The following is a 15,645-nucleotide window of genomic DNA, read 5'->3' on the forward strand; positions in this document are numbered from 1 at the left end:
TCCCGGGCCGCACCGCTGGGCCCTGGCGGGCCTACGCTTTCACGTCCGCGTGTAGTCGCGGCGCCTCCGGCGGCCGGATCCCCCGGCCCGCCCGGACTCACACGGGTGTGAGTTGAGTGCGGACGTGTGTGAGCTCAGGGAGATCAAATCGCTAGTTGATATCCCTCAGCTCACACACGTTGGGCGGCCGGCTCGTCGTTGGGCTCGGCGGCCGGGGGAGTGGTCGGGGCGGGGTCCTGCGTCGCAGCGGGAGTGCGGGTGCGCTGGGCGAGGGATACCGCGCAGGGGAGGCCTACCACCGCGAGGAGCCAGACCGGGCTGTAGAGGCGGTCGCCCTCCAGCCAGTCGGGGTGTGCCACCTCCGTGGCCAGGCCGGTCAGCGCCGCCGCGATCGTCAGCAGCGCCGCCGGGCGGTGCCAGCGCCAGAGGAAGAACCCGCCGGCCACCAACGCCGTGACGAGCAGCGGGGCGGCGGCCTGTTCGGCGATCCACTTGTCCCAGAAGCGGATGTTGATCACGATCAGCCGCCGCCACGGGTCGGGCACGTCCGGCACCGCGAAGTGGCTGGTGAACGTGTCCTGCAGGGATTCCGAGGAGCCGGGCAGGCCGGCGAGTGACGTTCCCCCGGAAATCGCGATCGTCAGGCCGGACGAGACGCCGAACAGCCACGCGAGCCCGCGGTGACGATGATCACGCGCGAACATCCAGATCCCCACGGCGCCCGCGGCCAGCGCGGCGGTGACCAGCATCATCGACGAGTACTTCACCAGCGACCCCACGACCGTGGCGCCCACCAGGAGCCCGACGCCCGGTCTGACCCGCCGCTGGATCAGCAGCACCGCCCCGATCAGCGCCACCAGCATCGTCAACATCTGCGGCCCCTCGGCCAACATCCGCGACGACCAGAACCCGATCGGCGTCGCGTAGTACAGCACCTGCCCCGCGACGGCCACCCGGTCCGAGCAGCCCAACATCCGCAGCAGCTGGAACACCAGCAGCCCGCACGCGATCGCGATCAACAGGCTCGTCGCCCACATCCCGTGCTTCGGCCCCAGGATCCCCACCAGCGGCGTCATCAACAGCGGATAGCCCGGCCGGCTGGAGAAGATCGCCTGGTAGCGCTCCCCGCGCGGGTACATCCCGTCCTTGTTGTTCTGGAGACACCCGAGGAACTGCTTCTGGTAGATCTGCGGGCTGAACGTCCGGCGCACGTCGGCGCGGCGCTCCCGCTCCCAGATCTTCGCCTCGCTGTCGCACATGAGCCGCTTGGCCTTCTCGTTGGCCTCGGCCTCGGAGACGCCGAGAAACTGCTGCGCCTGGCTCACGTACCGCGCGGAGTCCGGGAAGACCTGCGCCTTGGGATAGTTGACGAACTGGAGCACGACGTAGCCGAGAACGACCAGCGCGGGTACCAGCCAATGGCGGGGAAAACGAGAAACCACGCGCGCATGGTAACGACGCCCACGTTTTCACGCCCCGGAGGCACCAGGGCCCGGTGCTGGCGATAGGGTCTTCCTGTTCGGCGACGGAGCCGGGTCTCGCTCCTCGAACGGCCCTCGTGGGGCTCGCGGCGGGGCGGCCACTGACGAATTTCAGCCGGCTGGTGGGTGCCGGCGCTCAATCGACGAGAGGGTCTCGACCGTGACCATCCGGGTTGGTATCAACGGCTTCGGCCGCATCGGACGTAACTTCTTCCGCGCGGCGCTCGCGCAGGGCGCGGACATCGAGCTGGTGGGGGCCAACGACCTTACCGACAACGCCACGCTGGCCCACCTGCTCAAGTACGACAGCATCCTGGGCCGTCTCGGCCTGGAGGTCAAGGCCACCAGCGACGAGATCACGGTGGGCGGCAAGACGTTCAAGGCGTTCGCCGAGCGCGACCCGGGCAAGCTGCCCTGGGGCGACCTGGGCGCCGACATCGTCATCGAGTCGACCGGTCTGTTCACCGACGCCGAGAAGGCGAAGGCGCACGTCGCCGGCGGTGCCAAGAAGGTCATCATCTCCGCCCCCGCGAAGAACGAGGACGTCACGATCGTTCTCGGTGTCAACGAGGGTTCCTACGACCCCGCCAAGCACACCGTGATCTCCAACGCCTCGTGCACCACCAACTGCCTGGCGCCGATGGCGAAGGTCCTCAACGACACGTTCGGGATCGAGCGGGGTCTGATGACCACGATCCACGCCTACACCCAGGACCAGAACCTCCAGGACGCGCCGCACAAGGACCTGCGTCGCGCCCGGGCCGCCGCGCTCAACATCGTGCCCACCTCGACCGGTGCCGCGAAGGCCATCGGCCTGGTGCTGCCGGAGCTCAAGGGCAAGCTGGACGGCTACGCGCTGCGGGTGCCGATCCCGACCGGTTCGGCCACCGACCTCACCGTCAACCTCGCCCGTGAGGTGACCGTGGACGAGGTCAACGCCGCGGTGAAGGCCGCCGCCGAGGGTCCGCTGCGGGGCATCCTCACCTACAACGAGGACCCGATCGTCTCCACCGACATCGTCACGGACCCGGCGTCGTGCATCTTCGACGCGCCGCTGACCAAGGCGACCGGCAACCAGGTGAAGGTCGTCGGCTGGTACGACAACGAGTGGGGCTACTCCAACCGCCTCGTCGACCTCGTCAAGCTGGTCGGCGCGTCGCTCTGATCATGAAAACACTCGACGATCTGATCGGCGAGGGCGTCCAGGGTCGGCGCGTGCTCGTGCGCGCCGACCTCAACGTCCCGTTCGACAAGGCGAATCCGGGCGTCATCTCGGACGACGGCCGCATCCGTGCGGTGCTGCCGACCGTGACGGCGCTGCGGGACGCGGGCGCGAAGGTCGTGGTGATCTCGCACCTCGGCCGTCCGAAGGGCGCCCCGGACCCGAAGTACACGCTGGCCCCGGTGGCCGTGCGCTTCGGCGAGCTGCTCGGCGCGCCGGTGGCGTTCGCCTCCGACACCGTGGGCGCCTCGGCGAGGTCCACTGTGGACGGGCTCGCCGACGGCGCCGTGGCGCTGCTGGAGAACCTCCGCTTCAACGAGGGCGAGACCAGCAAGGACCCCGCGGTGCGCGGGGCGTTCGCGGACGAGTTGGCGGCGCTCGCCGACGTGTACGTGGACGACGCGTTCGGCGCCGTGCACCGGGCGCACGCGAGCGTCTCGGACATCGCGTCCCGCCTCCCGGCCTACGCCGGTGGGCTGGTGCTGCGCGAGGTCGAGGTGCTGAAGAAGCTCACCGGCGACCCCGAGCGGCCGTACGTCGTGGTGCTCGGCGGCTCGAAGGTCTCCGACAAGCTGGCCGTCATCGAGGCGCTGCTGCCGAAGGTCGACAAGCTGCTGGTCGGCGGCGGCATGTGCTTCACGTTCCTCAAGGCGCAGGGGCACGAGGTCGGCAAGTCGCTGCTCGAGGCGGAGATGGTCGACACCTGCCGGGACCTGCTGGAGCGGGGCGCCGGCAAGATCGAGCTGCCGGTCGACGTGGTGGCCGCGGAGGCGTTCGCCGCCGACGCCGCGCACTCGACCGTGCCGGCCGACGCGATCCCCGCCGACCGGCTCGGGCTGGACATCGGCCCCGAGTCCGTCGTGCGGTTCAGCGACGCTCTCTCGGGCGCCCGGACCGTTTTCTGGAACGGCCCGATGGGCGTCTTCGAGCTGGCGCCGTTCGCCGCCGGGACGCGTGGGGTCGCCGAGGCGATCACCAAGGTGGACGGGTTCACGGTCGTCGGCGGGGGCGACTCCGCGGCCGCCGTGCGCGCGCTCGGGATCGACGAGTCGGCGTTCGGCCACATCTCGACCGGTGGCGGCGCGTCGCTGGAGTACCTGGAGGGCAAGCAGCTCCCGGGCCTGACGGCATTGGAGTCCTGAGGTGGCCACCAAGAACGGTCGCCTGCCGCTCATGGCGGGCAACTGGAAGATGAACGGCAACCACCTCGAGGCGATCAGCCTCGCGCAGAAGTTGGCGTTCACGCTCACCGAGCAGCAGCTGACCGACGTCGAGGTGGTCGTGCTGCCGCCGTTCGTGTCGCTGCGTTCGGTGCAGACCCTGGTCGACGGCGACAAGCTGCTGATCAGGTACGGCGCGCAGGACCTGTCGCCGCACGAGAAGGGCGCCTACACCGGCGACATCTCGGGCGCCATGCTGGCGAAGCTCGGCTGTTCGTACGTGGTGGTCGGGCACTCCGAGCGCCGGCAGTACCACAACGAGGACGACAAGCTGGTCAACGCCAAGGTCAAGGCGGCCCTCGCCAACGACCTCACGCCGATCCTGTGCGTGGGGGAGGGCCTGCCGATCCGGGAGGCCGGCGAGCACGTGCCCTACACGCTGGCGCAGGTCGACGGCGGCCTCGACGGGCTGAAGTCGGACGACGTGGAGAAGGTCGTGATCGCCTACGAGCCGGTGTGGGCCATCGGCACCGGGCTCACCGCCACGCCGGAGAACGCGCAGGAGGTCATCGGCGCGATCCGCAACCGGCTGGCGGAGTCGCACGGCAACACCGCGGACCGGGTGCGCATCCTGTACGGCGGTTCCGTGAAGGGCAGCAACGTCGCCGGCATCATGGAGCAGCCGGACATCGACGGTGCCCTGGTCGGCGGGGCGAGCCTCGACGCGCAGGACTTCGCGCTGATCTGCCGGCTCGGCAAGTAGCTCCGCAGCACGCAGTGGCGCCCGGTGACCGCCGGGCGCCTTTGTGCTCAATGTGATCGGGGTGTACCGGGCGTACCGGATGGGTAGTGGCCCGCTATCCTGATAGCGCATCGCCGGTACTCCGGTGGTGATGAAACCAGGGAAGGATCCGCCGCCATGATGGCGTTCGCCTACACGTTGATCGTGCTGCTCGTGATCACGAGCATCCTGTTGACGATGCTCATCCTGCTGCACCGCGGTAAGGGCGGCGGTCTGTCGAGCATGTTCGGCGGCGGTGTCTCCTCCAGCCTGGCCGGTTCGTCCGTGGCGGAGAAAAACCTCGACCGTTACACGGTACTGGTCGGGATCATCTGGTTCGCCTGCATTGTCGGTTTGGGCCTTTGGCTGAAGGTTGCCATGGCTAATCCGGTCTCGTGAATTAACTCCCTCGACGTACACTCGTGCGCGCGGTCCGTCACGGTCCGCGCGCATTCTGCTGTCCGTGGGGAGTTCGGCCATGGTTTCTGGGAACGTCATCCGCGGCTCGCGGGTGGGCTCCGGCCCCGCCCGGATGGAGGAGCGGGTACCGGAAGCCGCTCGGCAGACCGTCACGTACTGGTGCGTCAACGGGCACCGGACCGAGCCGCTCTTCTCCGCCGAGGTGGAGGTGCCCGAGCTGTGGGAGTGCCCGCAGTGCGGCTGCCCCGCCGGCACCGATCCGGACAACCCGCCCGTCCGGCCGCGCACCGAGCCGTACAAGAGTCACCTGGCGTACGTGAAGGAGCGGCGCAGCGAGGAGGACGCGGCGGCCATCCTCGCCGAGGCGCTCGACCGGCTCCGCCAGCGCAGATCCAACTAGCCGTTTCTCAGCGCAGCCTGCTGCACGGCACGATTACCGGCCAGCCGCCGCGCAGGGGGCTGTCCGAGGTGTCCGTGGTCGTGCGGGCCGAGCCGTCCATCGAGCCGATCGAGACCCGTTCCACCGCGGGGTCGGCGCACACCTGCCGCGCCGCCGCCACCGCATCCCGCCACGGCTTGCTGTACGAACGCCCGGTGTCCTGCCGGTAGTTCGCCGCGCACGAGGCCGCGATGACGACCGCGAGCGCACCCAGCGGCACCTGCACCAGCAGCTTCCGTCCCAGCGGGGCCGTGGGCTCGACCCTGCGGGGCAGCAGCAGCGCCGCCAACGCCGCGAACAGCAGCAGCTCGGGGATGAGCACGTACCGCATCTCGAAGCCGCCCTGCAGCATGAACGACATGACGAGAACGCCCACGTGGTGCACACCGGCGACGGCCGCGAACAGCCACGCCGGCCGGGTCAGCCGCAACACCGCCACGAGCACGACGACGATCACCAGCACCCACGCCAGTACCCGCAGCTGCGCCGTCGGCATCGCCTCCCGCCAGCCGAACATCGCGTGCGGCAGCCCGCCGTCGACGTACAGCCCCAGCGCCCACCACACGTCGGTGGTGGGATGCGAGATGCCCTCCCGGTTGGTGATGCCGGTCAGGTTGGCGATGCCGTTCGCGGCGGTGCCGGCGAGCAGCACGAGCGCGAGCGTCACGCTGTACGCCGTGCGCCGGCCGTACAGCCGCAGCAGCGCCAGCGGGATCAGCGTCACGGTCAGCACGGCGCTCGCGGCGCTGGCGACCACCGTGGCGATCGCGACGACCCGGCCGGCCCGCGACGACGGTGTCCACAGCAGCAGCCAGAAGACCGTGTACACGGCGGCGAACTGCAGCGTGGCGACGTTGTTGGCCATCGTGGAGGCCATCGTCTCGCCCACCGGCGCCATCACGATCGGAACGGCCGCCAGGCACCGGGCGATCCAGTGCCGCAGGTGCGCGCCGCTGGCGATGTACACGCCCAGCGCCATCAACGCCGACAGCAGCGCCGCCGAGGTCGACAGCACCACCGGGGCGTACTCGAGCGGCACCCACGACGCCGGTTCGGCGAGCAGCCGGGGAACGGTGTTCCAGTAGCCGTTGTGCGGGCGGCTCAGCGCCTCCCACGTCGAGTGGTTGAGCGCGTCCTCCAGGAACACGCTGGCGTCCTCGGCGAAGATCGAGTTGAGCGGCCCCGGTCCGACGGTGCGCGTCAGGCTGAACGCCGTCCCGAGCAGCACGGCCACCGCGGCGACGACCCGCGGATGCGCGGTGACCAGCGCGACAACGCGCTCCCACAGGCGTTCCACGCCGGTCGTGCCCGCCGGAGGAACGGGTGCCTCCGCGACCTTCGGCTCCACGATGGTCGCATCGGCCGGATCCCGCGCCTCGTCAGGAGAACCGGTGCGCTGGCGGGGGATGAGCGGGGCGCCGGAAGCGGGCTGCGCATCGACCGGGAACAGCGTCGCGACCCGGCTCCCCACACGCTCATTCATGCGCCGGCCCGCTCAGTGGGCGACGCCGCCGCGTCGCCGTCCACTCGCTCACAACGAGGGAACCTAGCAGGTCCCGAATGGACCTCGTGTTACAGGCGCGATGCGGCCGCGGCGTCCAGGAGCCAGAGGGTGCGTTCGGCGCCCCGCACGCGCGCGGCCGGCACGGGGCCGTCCGAGAGCGCCGACGCGACCGCCTCCGCCTTGCCGGCACCGGCCGCGACCAGCCACACCTCCCGCGCCGACGTGAGCACCGGCAGCGTGAGCGTGATCCGGGTCGGCGGCGGCTTCGGGCTGTCGCGCACCGCCGACACCGTCAGGTCCGTGATGTCGACCTCGGGGTGCCCGGGGAAGAGCGACGCCACGTGGCCGTCCTCCCCGACCCCGAGCAGCACCACGTCGAAGGGGCCGGCCAGCGCGGCGGCGTACCGCGCCGCCGCCGCGTCGGGGTCGCCGCCGTCCGGACCGTCCGTCGCCGGCATCGCGTGGATGTTTTCCGGGGGAACGGGCAACGCGTCCAACAGCGCCGCCCGCGCCTGTGTCTCGTTGCGTTCGGGGTCACCCGTGGGCAGGAACCGCTCGTCGCCCCACCAGAAGTCCACGCGGCTCCAGTCGACCGCGTCGCGGTACGGCGCGTCGCGCAGGGCGGAGTAGAGCTTCGCGGCGATCCCGCCGCCGGTGAGCACCACCGACGCGGTACCGCGCACGGCCTGCGCGTCGGCGAGCGTGACGGCCAGCCGCGCCGCCGCGGTGGCCGCCAACAGCTCCGCGCTCTCGTAAATGACCCTCACGCGGGGGACACCACGGCTTCGGGACGCTCGGCGAGGGCCGGGTCCTTCCAGATGTGCACCCGCGTCGCCGAACGGCTGTCGAGGTCGGTGCGCCCCGTCGCCGCCCCGAGCGCGCTCGCGTAGGTCTGGTCCGGGTCCAGCCGGCGCAGTTCCTCCGCCAGTTCGTCGCCGAGGGTGCGGTGCACCAGCGGCAGCGAGCGCTCCGGCAGGTTGCTGCGGCGCAGCTGAACGGTGCCGTTGTTGGCCGCCAGCTCGATCGCGTCGCCGTCGGCGAGTTCGAAGCGCACACCGGCCAGCGTCGGCGCGGAGACCCACGTGGGGTCGACCCCGAGCCGGGCCTTGAGCCAGCCGCCGAGCAGCGCCGCCGACGGGTCGTTGTCCGGGGCGGTGATCGTGATGCTGCGCGTCGGCTGCGAGTAGGCGTCGAACGCGCCGGCGATCAGCGTGCGCCACGGGGTCGTCCGGGTCCACGCCAGGTCGGTGTCGCCGGGCGCGTAGTCGTCGGCCCGGGCGCGCAGCATCGCGATCGGGTCCTTCGACTGCGTGGCGTCGGTGATCCGCCGGTCGGCGAAGACCCCGAGCGGGTCGTGCGCGACCAGTTCCGGTGCCTCGCTGTGCCACCACGTGACGACCGGCACGTCCGGCGCCATCAGCGGCATCGTGACGGACTCGGCGTGCAGCGCCAGCCGCCCGCGCATGCGCATGACGACCGCCTCGCACGGGCCGAGCCGCCCGCCGACGACGATCTCCGCGTCGAGCCGCGAATGGGTGTCCGTCACGTCGTACCGGGCCACGATGAGGATCCGGCACGGGTGCGCGGCCGCGGCGATGGTGGCCGCCGCCTCGGCGTCGCGCACCCGCTTCTCGTCCACGACGGCCACGAGCGTGAGCGCCAGTCCACTGGCCACACCGCCGGCCGTGCGCCGCTCCGCCGCGAGCGCGTTGACGACCGCGGCGCCGGTGGTGTCCCACAGACCGATCACAGGCTGACTCCGTTCCAGAGAAAAGGCATCAGGCGCGGCGCCAGGCGCGACCCTCGCGGCCCAGCATCTTGTCGGCGAGCCGGGGACCCCATTCACCGGACCGGTACGGCTCCGGCTTGGTCCCCTCCCACGCCTCTTCCAGCGGGTCGATGACCGCCCAGCTCGCCTCGACCTCCGCGGCGTCCGGGAAGAGGGTCTTGTCCCCGATGAGAACGTCCAGCACCAGCCGCTCGTACGCCTCCGGGCTGGCCTCGGTGAACGCCTCGCCGTAGGAGAAGTCCATCGCGATGTCGCGGACCTCCATCGTGGTGCCCGGCACCTTCGAGCCGAACTTCAGCACCACGCCCTCGTCCGGCTGCACGCGGATGACCAGCTGGTTGTTGCCGAGCATCTCGATGTCGGCCTGCTGGAACGGCAGGTGCGGCGCCCGCTTGAACATCACGGCCACCTCGGTGACCCGGCGCGGCAGCCGCTTGCCGGCGCGCACGTAGAACGGCACCCCGGCCCAACGGCGGTTCTGGATGGCGAGGTTGATCGCCACGTACGTCTCCGTCGTGGACGTGGGGGGCACACCGTCCTCGTCGAGGTAGCCCTTCACGCGCTCCCCGGCGACCCAGCCCGGCAGGTACTGCCCGCGCACGGTGTCCTTCGCCACGTCCTTCGGCGGAACGATCGCCCGCAGCACCTTCAGCTTCTCCTGGCGGATCTCGCTCGCCTCGAAGCTGGTCGGCTCCTCCATCGCGGTCAGCGCCAGGAGCTGCAACAGGTGGTTCTGCACGACGTCGCGCGCGGTGCCGACCGAGTCGTAGAAGCCGGCCCGGGTCCCGATGCCGACGTCCTCGGCCATGGTGATCTGCACCGAGTCGACGTAGTGCGAGTTCCACACCGGCTCGAAGAGCGTGTTGGCGAAGCGGAGCGCCAGGATGTTCTGGACGGTCTCCTTGCCGAGGTAGTGGTCGATGCGGAAGACGTCGTCGGCGGTGAACACGTCGTCGACCAGGTCGTCCAGCTCGCGGGCGGACTGCAGGTCGCTGCCGAACGGCTTCTCCACGATGACGCGACGCCAGCCGCCGCTGCGGTCGTTGTCCGCCATGCCGGTGCGGCCCAGCTGCTTGAGCACGACGGGGAACGCCGACGGCGGGATCGACAGGTAGAACGCGGCGTTGCCCGGGATCCCGTGCGAGTCGCGCAGGTCGTCCAGGGTCTGCGCCAGCAGGTCGAACGCCGCGTCGTCCTCGAACGAGCCGCCGACGAACTTGATGTTGCCCGACAGCCGGGCCCACACCTCGTCCCGCCACGGCGTGCGGGCGTGCTTCTCCGCGGCGGCGCGGGCGATCTGCTCGAAGTCGCCGTCGCCCCAGTCCCGGCGGGCGAAGCCCAGCACCACGAAACCGGGTGGCAGCAGCCCTCGGTTGGCCAGGTCGTAGACGGCGGGGATCAACTTCTTGCGGGCGAGGTCGCCCGTCACGCCGAAGATGACCAGCGCGCACGGCTCCGGAATGCGCGGCAGCCGTCGGTCCTGCGGATCCCGGAGCGGATTCGCGGGTAGGTCCATGGTGTGCTCTCCCGGTGCAGGATTTCCTTGCACGATATCTCCCGGCGTCGTTACGCGCGGGCCGCGTGATCTACCGGCGGTTACGGGAGCGCGAACTCTTCCGCACTCCCGTAACCGCCCGGTTGTCAAGAACCGCCGCTGAACGCCGCGAGCAGCTGCCGCACGCCGGCGGCGCGGTCCGTCAGGTGCAGGTGCAGCAGCGGTCGGCCGCGGCCGGCGATCGCCTCGCGGTCACCCGCCGCCTGCGCCCCGATCAGTTCGCCGAATGTGTAGGGCTTTCCCTTGACCGGCAGGTCTTCGACGACGGCGCCGGTGATCTGCAGGAACGCCCCCACCGCCGGCCCGCCCTTGTGGTACTGGCCGGTGGAGTGCAGGAAGCGCGGCCCCCACCCGAAGGTGACGGCCCGGTCGGTCTCCCGTGCGAGCGCGGCCCGGAGGAGAGCCGTGTCGGCGTCGGCGTTGCGGTCCAGGTAGGCCATGACGGCCACGTAGCCCTTCTCGGGCGCGGCCGCCAGCAACGCCCGCACGGCATCGCCCACAGTGGACAGACCCTCGGCAAGGCCGTCGGCGTAGACCTCGATCGCACCGTCCACGAAGGACGGAGTGGCCGGCGGGGCGCCGTTCTCCAGGATGCGGTTGGTGTTGGCCTTGCTCTCCGCGACGTTCGGCTGGTCGAACGGGTTGACCCCGATCACCCGGCAGGCGATCGCCGTGGCGACCTCCCACGCGAGGAAGTGCGCACCGAGCGGCCCGTTGACCGACACGTCGGGGTCGACCCCGCCGCCCGGCACGGAGCCCGAGGTCAGCGCCCCGCCGACCGTCACGGTCAGCACGTCGGCGCCGGTCGCACCCGGGCTCGCCGGCGTCTCGACGACGACCGGGAGGATGCCCTTGCCGTCCTTGCCGCTGGACTCGGCGATGAGCTGTTCGGCCCAGTCGCCCAGCCCGACGATGCCGCTGCCGTCCGGCACCAGCGCCACCTTGTCCCGGCCGGCGAGCGCGGCGGCACCGAGGGCGGCGCCGAGCACCAGCGTCGGATTGCCGTCGGTGTTGCCGATCGTCGCGGCCAGTTCGTCGGCCTGGTCCAGCAGTTCGGCCACATTGACACCGGCAAGTGCACTCGGCACCAACCCGAACGCGGTCAGCGCGCTGTACCGGCCGCCCACCTCGGGGTCGGCGAGCACGACGTGCGCGCCCATCTCCCGCGCCGTCTGCTCGAACGGCGAACCGGGGTCGGTCACGATGACGAACCGGCCGCCGATGTCGTCCAGCCCGGCCCGCTCGAACGCGTCGAGGTACGCCCGCCGGTGGCTGTCGGTCTCCACGGTGGAGCCCGACTTGCTCGCCACCACCACGACCGTGCGCGAGAGCCGGTCGCCGAGAGCGGCGCTCACCTGGTGCGGGTCGGTCGTGTCGAGCACGGTCAGCGGCACGTCCAGTGTGCGGGTGATCACCTCGGGCGCGAGCGACGAACCGCCCATGCCGGAGAGCACCACGTGGTCGAGCCCCTTCTCGCGAAGGCTCGCCCGGATCTCCTCCAGCTGCGGCAGCAGCGCCCGGCTGCGGCGGAACGTGTCCACCCAGCCGAGCCGGATCTTCGACTCGGCCTCGGCCTCGGGGCCCCAGAGCGTGGGGTCCTTCGCGGCGAGCAGCCCGGGCACGCCGTCACTGAGCAGCTGCGCCAGCACCTCGGCGGTGCCGGGGACGGCCCGTGCCCCGTAGACGGAGAGACCGGCGGCCCCGTCGATCTCCTTCTCGGTCACGCTGTGCCTCCAACCGCGGACAGCGACCTGCGGAATGCCGTCTTCCGCTTCGCTCCAGCCGTCATTCCGCACCGTCACTACTGGGCTGCGGTGCGGCGTCGGTCGGGTCGTCGGCGCCCTGGTGCGCGGCCTTCAGCGACTTCTGCACGCCCTCGAGGAGTTCGGCCCAGCTCTGGGCGAACTTCTCGACGCCCTCGCGCTCCAGCGTCTCCACCACGTCGTCGTAGTCGATCCCGACGGCGGCGAGGTCGTCCAGGTCCTTCTTCGCCTTCGCGTAGTTACCGGTGATGGTGTCGCCCCGGACCTCACCGTGGTCGGCGAACGCGTGGATGACCGACTCCGGCATCGTGTTGACGGTGCCGGGGGCGATGAGTTCCTCGACGTAGATGACGTCCTTGTACGCGGGGTTCTTCGTCGACGTCGAGGCCCACAGCGGCCGCTGCGGGTGCGCGCCGGCGTCGGCGAGGGCCTGCCAGCGGGTGCCGCCGAAGACCTCCTCGTACGCCTGGTAGGCCAGCTGGGCGTTGGCGACGGCGGCCTTGCCGTGCAGTGCCTGTGCCTCCGGCGTGCCGATCTTGTCGAGCCGCTTGTCGACCTCGGTGTCCACTCGGGACACGAAGAACGAGGCGACCGAGCCGATCTGCGCCAGGTCGTGCCCGTTGGCCTTGGCCTGCTCCAGCCCGGCGAGGAACGCGTCCATCACCGCGCGGTAGCGCTCCAGGCTGAAGATCAGGGTCACGTTGACGCTGATGCCGGCCGCGAGCACCGCCGTGATGGCCGGCAGGCCCGCCTTCGTGGCCGGGATCTTGATGTACAGGTTGGGCCGGTCGACCAGCCACCAGAGGGCCTTCGCCTCGGCGACGGTCTTCTCGGTCTCGTGGGCCAGCCGCGGGTCCACCTCGATGGAGACCCGGCCGTCGACACCCTTGGAGGCGTCGTAGGCCGGGCGCATCACGTCGCACGCCCAGCGCACGTCGTACGTGGTCAGCATCCGGGTGGCCTCTTCCACCTCGATGCCGCGCGTGGCCAGTTCCTTGACGGCGTCCGCGTAGGCGTCGGCGTCGGCCAGCGCCTTGGCGAAGATGGACGGGTTGGTCGTCACGCCGACCATGTGCATCTCGCGGCGCATCTTGTCGAGGCTGCCGGAGACAAGTCGTTGCCGGGAAAGGTCGTCGAGCCAGATCGCCACACCCGCGGCGCTCAGTTTGGCCAGCCTGTCGGTCATCGCACGCGCTCCCTGCTCTGCGCTTTCATCCTTGAGAGGTCCGTCGGTTCAGTTGCCGGTCGTGGAGCCCTTGACGGCTCCGACCCGGGAGAGCGAGGCGCGGGCCGCGGCCACCACCCGGTCGGGCGTGAACCCGAACTGCTCGAAGAGCACCTGGTAGGGGGCGCTCGCGCCGTAGTGGTCGATGGTCACCGTCTCGCCGGCCGGCCCGATCAGGTCGAGCCAGGACATCGGGATGCCCGCCTCGACGGCCACCCGGGCGGAGACGTTCGACGGCAGCACCTGCTGCTGGTAGGCGGTGTCCTGCTCGCGGAACCACTCCTGGCACGGCATCGACACCACGCGCGTGGGCGTGCCCGCCTCCTCCAGCTTGTTGCGCGCCTCGACGCAGAGCGCCACCTCGGAACCGGTGCCGATGAGGATCACCTCGGGCTGCCCGTTGGAGGCGTCGATCAGCGTGTAGCCGCCCTTCAGCACACCCTCCGCCGACGCGAACTCCGTGCGGTCCAGCGTCGGCAGGGCCTGCCGGGTCAGGCACAGGGCGGTCGGGCGGTCGGTGTGCTCCAGCGCGGCGCGCCAGGCCCACGCGGTCTCGTTGGCGTCGGCGGGGCGCACCACGTCCAGGCCGGGAATGGCCCGCAGCGCGGTGACGTGCTCGATCGGCTGGTGCGTCGGGCCGTCCTCGCCGAGACCGATGGAGTCGTGCGTCCACACGTACACCACGGGCAGCTTCATCAGCGCCGCGAGCCGCACGGCCGGGCGCATGTAGTCGCTGAAGACGAGGAACGTGCCGCCGTACGGCCGGGTGCCGCCGTGCAGCACGATGCCGTTGAGGATGGCGCCCATGCCGTGTTCGCGGATGCCGAAGTGCAGCGTGCGCCCGTACTCGTTGCCCGGGAACGCCTTCGTGGCGTACTCGGACGGCACGAACGACGGCTCGCCCTCCATGGTCGTGTTGTTGCTCTCGGCGAGGTCGGCGGAGCCGCCCCACAACTCGGGCAGCGTGCCGGCGAGCGCACCGAGCACCTTGCCGGAGGCGGCACGCGTGGCGAGCCCCTTCGCGTCGGCGGGGAACTCCGGCAGCGCCGAGGTCCACCCCTCGGGGAGGGCCTTCTTGGTGAGCCGGTCGAGCAGGGCCGCGCGCTCGGCGTCGGCCGCGCGCCACGACTCGAACGCCTTCGTCCACTCGGCGCGCGCCTCGCGCCCACGGGCCACGACAGTGCGCGCGTGCTCCAGCACCTCGTCGGCGACCTCGAACGTCTTGGCCGGGTCGAAGCCGAGCAGCTCCTTGGTGGCGGCGACCTCGTCCTTGCCGAGCGCCGAACCGTGGATCTTGCCGGTGTTCTGCTTGTTGGGCGCGGGCCAGCCGATGATGGTGCGCAGCGAGATGAACGACGGCCGGCCGGTCTCCGCCTTGGCCCGCTCGATCGCGGCGTACAGCGCCTCGACGTTCTCCTCGTAGGTGTCGCCGCCGCGCCAGTCCACGGCCTCGGTGTGCCAGCCGTAGGCGGCGTACCGGGCGACCACGTCCTCGCTCTTGGCGATCTTCGTGTCGTCCTCGATGGAGATCTCGTTGTCGTCGTAGATGAAGATCAGGTTGCCCAGCTTCTGGTGGCCCGCGATGGCGCTCACCTCGTGGCTGATGCCCTCTTCGATGTCCCCGTCGGAGCAGATCGCGTAGACGAAGTGGTCGAACGGGCTCTCGCCGGGGGCGGCGTCCGGGTCGTAGAGGCCGCGCTCGCGGCGGGCCGCCATGGCCATGCCGACGGCGTTGCCCAGGCCCTGGCCGAGCGGCCCGGTGGTGGTCTCCACGCCGGCGGTGTGCCCGTGCTCCGGGTGGCCCGGCGTCAGCGAACCCCACTGGCGCAGCGACTGCAGGTCGGACAGGTCGAGCCCGTAGCCGGCCAGGTAGAGCTGGATGTAGAGCGTGAGGCTGGAGTGTCCACAGGAGAGCACGAACCGGTCCCGCCCGATCCACTGTGGATCGCTGGGGTCGTGCCGCATCACGCGGTTGAAAAGCAGATAAGCGGCGGGGGCGAGGCTCATCGCGGTGCCCGGGTGGCCGTTGCCGGCCTTTTCCACGGCGTCCATGGCGAGCACCCGCACGGTGTCGACGGCTCGCCGGTCGAGTTCGGACCAGTTCAGTTCAGCGGACACGATGCTCGCTGCTCCTCGGTGGTTGAGAGCTGACTTCTCTTGTGGACCCTACCCATGCGATCGGGCACCAACCTCCGGGCGCTGCCGGCTGTCATCAGGTATTCAACAACGCCCGACCCGCCCATGGGTACGCAACGGAGGACCGGAGTGCTCCCCGCACCTGCCCGTCGAAGAGCAAAGCCGCTGTT

At 70.8% G+C, this 15,645-nt stretch carries 13 protein-coding genes; 5 read left to right on the top strand and 8 right to left on the bottom strand.

Annotation, left to right across the window (positions count from 1 at the left end):
• Positions 1 to 170: 170 nt before the first annotated feature.
• Positions 171 to 1,442 carry a glycosyltransferase family protein gene (locus tag Val02_RS21405; protein WP_203900931.1) on the bottom strand — a complete coding sequence of 424 codons (1,272 nt, stop codon included), beginning with the start codon at positions 1,440 to 1,442 and terminating at the stop codon, positions 171 to 173.
• A gap of 199 nt (positions 1,443 to 1,641) precedes the next feature.
• On the opposite strand from Val02_RS21405, the gene gap reads away from it, so the two are divergent.
• From gap to Val02_RS21430, 5 genes are all read left to right on the top strand, one after another.
• Positions 1,642 to 2,646 (top strand): type I glyceraldehyde-3-phosphate dehydrogenase, encoded by a 1,005-nt coding sequence (gene gap / locus Val02_RS21410; protein WP_203900932.1) that lies wholly within the window; start codon positions 1,642 to 1,644, stop codon positions 2,644 to 2,646.
• On the top strand, positions 2,643 to 3,845 hold the full coding sequence (locus Val02_RS21415; protein ID WP_203901124.1) for a phosphoglycerate kinase: 1,203 nt from the start codon (positions 2,643 to 2,645) through the stop codon (positions 3,843 to 3,845). Before gap ends, Val02_RS21415 begins: the two co-directional genes overlap by 4 nt.
• 31 nt (positions 3,846 to 3,876) lie before the next feature.
• Positions 3,877 to 4,626 (top strand): triose-phosphate isomerase, encoded by a 750-nt coding sequence (tpiA, locus tag Val02_RS21420; protein ID WP_203901123.1) that lies wholly within the window; start codon positions 3,877 to 3,879, stop codon positions 4,624 to 4,626.
• Between the two features lie 156 nt (positions 4,627 to 4,782).
• A complete protein-coding gene (gene secG, locus Val02_RS21425) occupies positions 4,783 to 5,043 on the top strand; it encodes a preprotein translocase subunit SecG (protein ID WP_203900933.1) in 261 nt (86 codons plus the stop codon).
• A 79-nt stretch (positions 5,044 to 5,122) separates the two neighbouring features.
• Complete coding sequence (locus tag Val02_RS21430; RefSeq protein WP_203900934.1) at positions 5,123 to 5,464, top strand: RNA polymerase-binding protein RbpA; 342 nt, start codon at positions 5,123 to 5,125, stop codon at positions 5,462 to 5,464.
• Positions 5,465 to 5,471: 7 nt separating this feature from the next.
• On the opposite strand, the gene Val02_RS21435 is transcribed toward Val02_RS21430, so the two are convergent.
• From Val02_RS21435 to tkt, 7 genes are all read right to left on the bottom strand, one after another.
• Complete coding sequence (locus Val02_RS21435; protein WP_203900935.1) at positions 5,472 to 6,986, bottom strand: hypothetical protein; 1,515 nt, start codon at positions 6,984 to 6,986, stop codon at positions 5,472 to 5,474.
• 89 nt (positions 6,987 to 7,075) lie between these two features.
• Entirely contained in the window at positions 7,076 to 7,774 is a 699-nt protein-coding gene (pgl, locus tag Val02_RS21440; protein WP_203900936.1) for a 6-phosphogluconolactonase, read from the bottom strand.
• Entirely contained in the window at positions 7,771 to 8,757 is a 987-nt protein-coding gene (locus Val02_RS21445) for a glucose-6-phosphate dehydrogenase assembly protein OpcA (protein WP_203900937.1), read from the bottom strand. Before Val02_RS21445 ends, pgl begins: the two co-directional genes overlap by 4 nt.
• A 28-nt stretch (positions 8,758 to 8,785) precedes the next feature.
• Positions 8,786 to 10,312 carry a glucose-6-phosphate dehydrogenase gene (gene zwf, locus Val02_RS21450; RefSeq protein WP_203900938.1) on the bottom strand — a complete coding sequence of 509 codons (1,527 nt, stop codon included), beginning with the start codon at positions 10,310 to 10,312 and terminating at the stop codon, positions 8,786 to 8,788.
• 125 nt (positions 10,313 to 10,437) lie between these two features.
• Positions 10,438 to 12,075, bottom strand: a complete 1,638-nt coding sequence (locus Val02_RS21455; RefSeq protein ID WP_203900939.1) for a phosphoglucose isomerase-related protein — start codon at positions 12,073 to 12,075, stop codon at positions 10,438 to 10,440.
• A 61-nt stretch (positions 12,076 to 12,136) separates the two neighbouring features.
• Positions 12,137 to 13,300 carry a transaldolase gene (gene tal, locus Val02_RS21460; protein WP_203900940.1) on the bottom strand — a complete coding sequence of 388 codons (1,164 nt, stop codon included), beginning with the start codon at positions 13,298 to 13,300 and terminating at the stop codon, positions 12,137 to 12,139.
• A gap of 48 nt (positions 13,301 to 13,348) precedes the next feature.
• Entirely contained in the window at positions 13,349 to 15,457 is a 2,109-nt protein-coding gene (gene tkt, locus Val02_RS21465) for a transketolase (RefSeq protein ID WP_373317925.1), read from the bottom strand.
• Positions 15,458 to 15,645: the final 188 nt, after the last annotated feature.

Source organism: Virgisporangium aliadipatigenens (assembly GCF_016863615.1).
Lineage (GTDB): Bacteria > Actinomycetota > Actinomycetes > Mycobacteriales > Micromonosporaceae > Virgisporangium > Virgisporangium aliadipatigenens.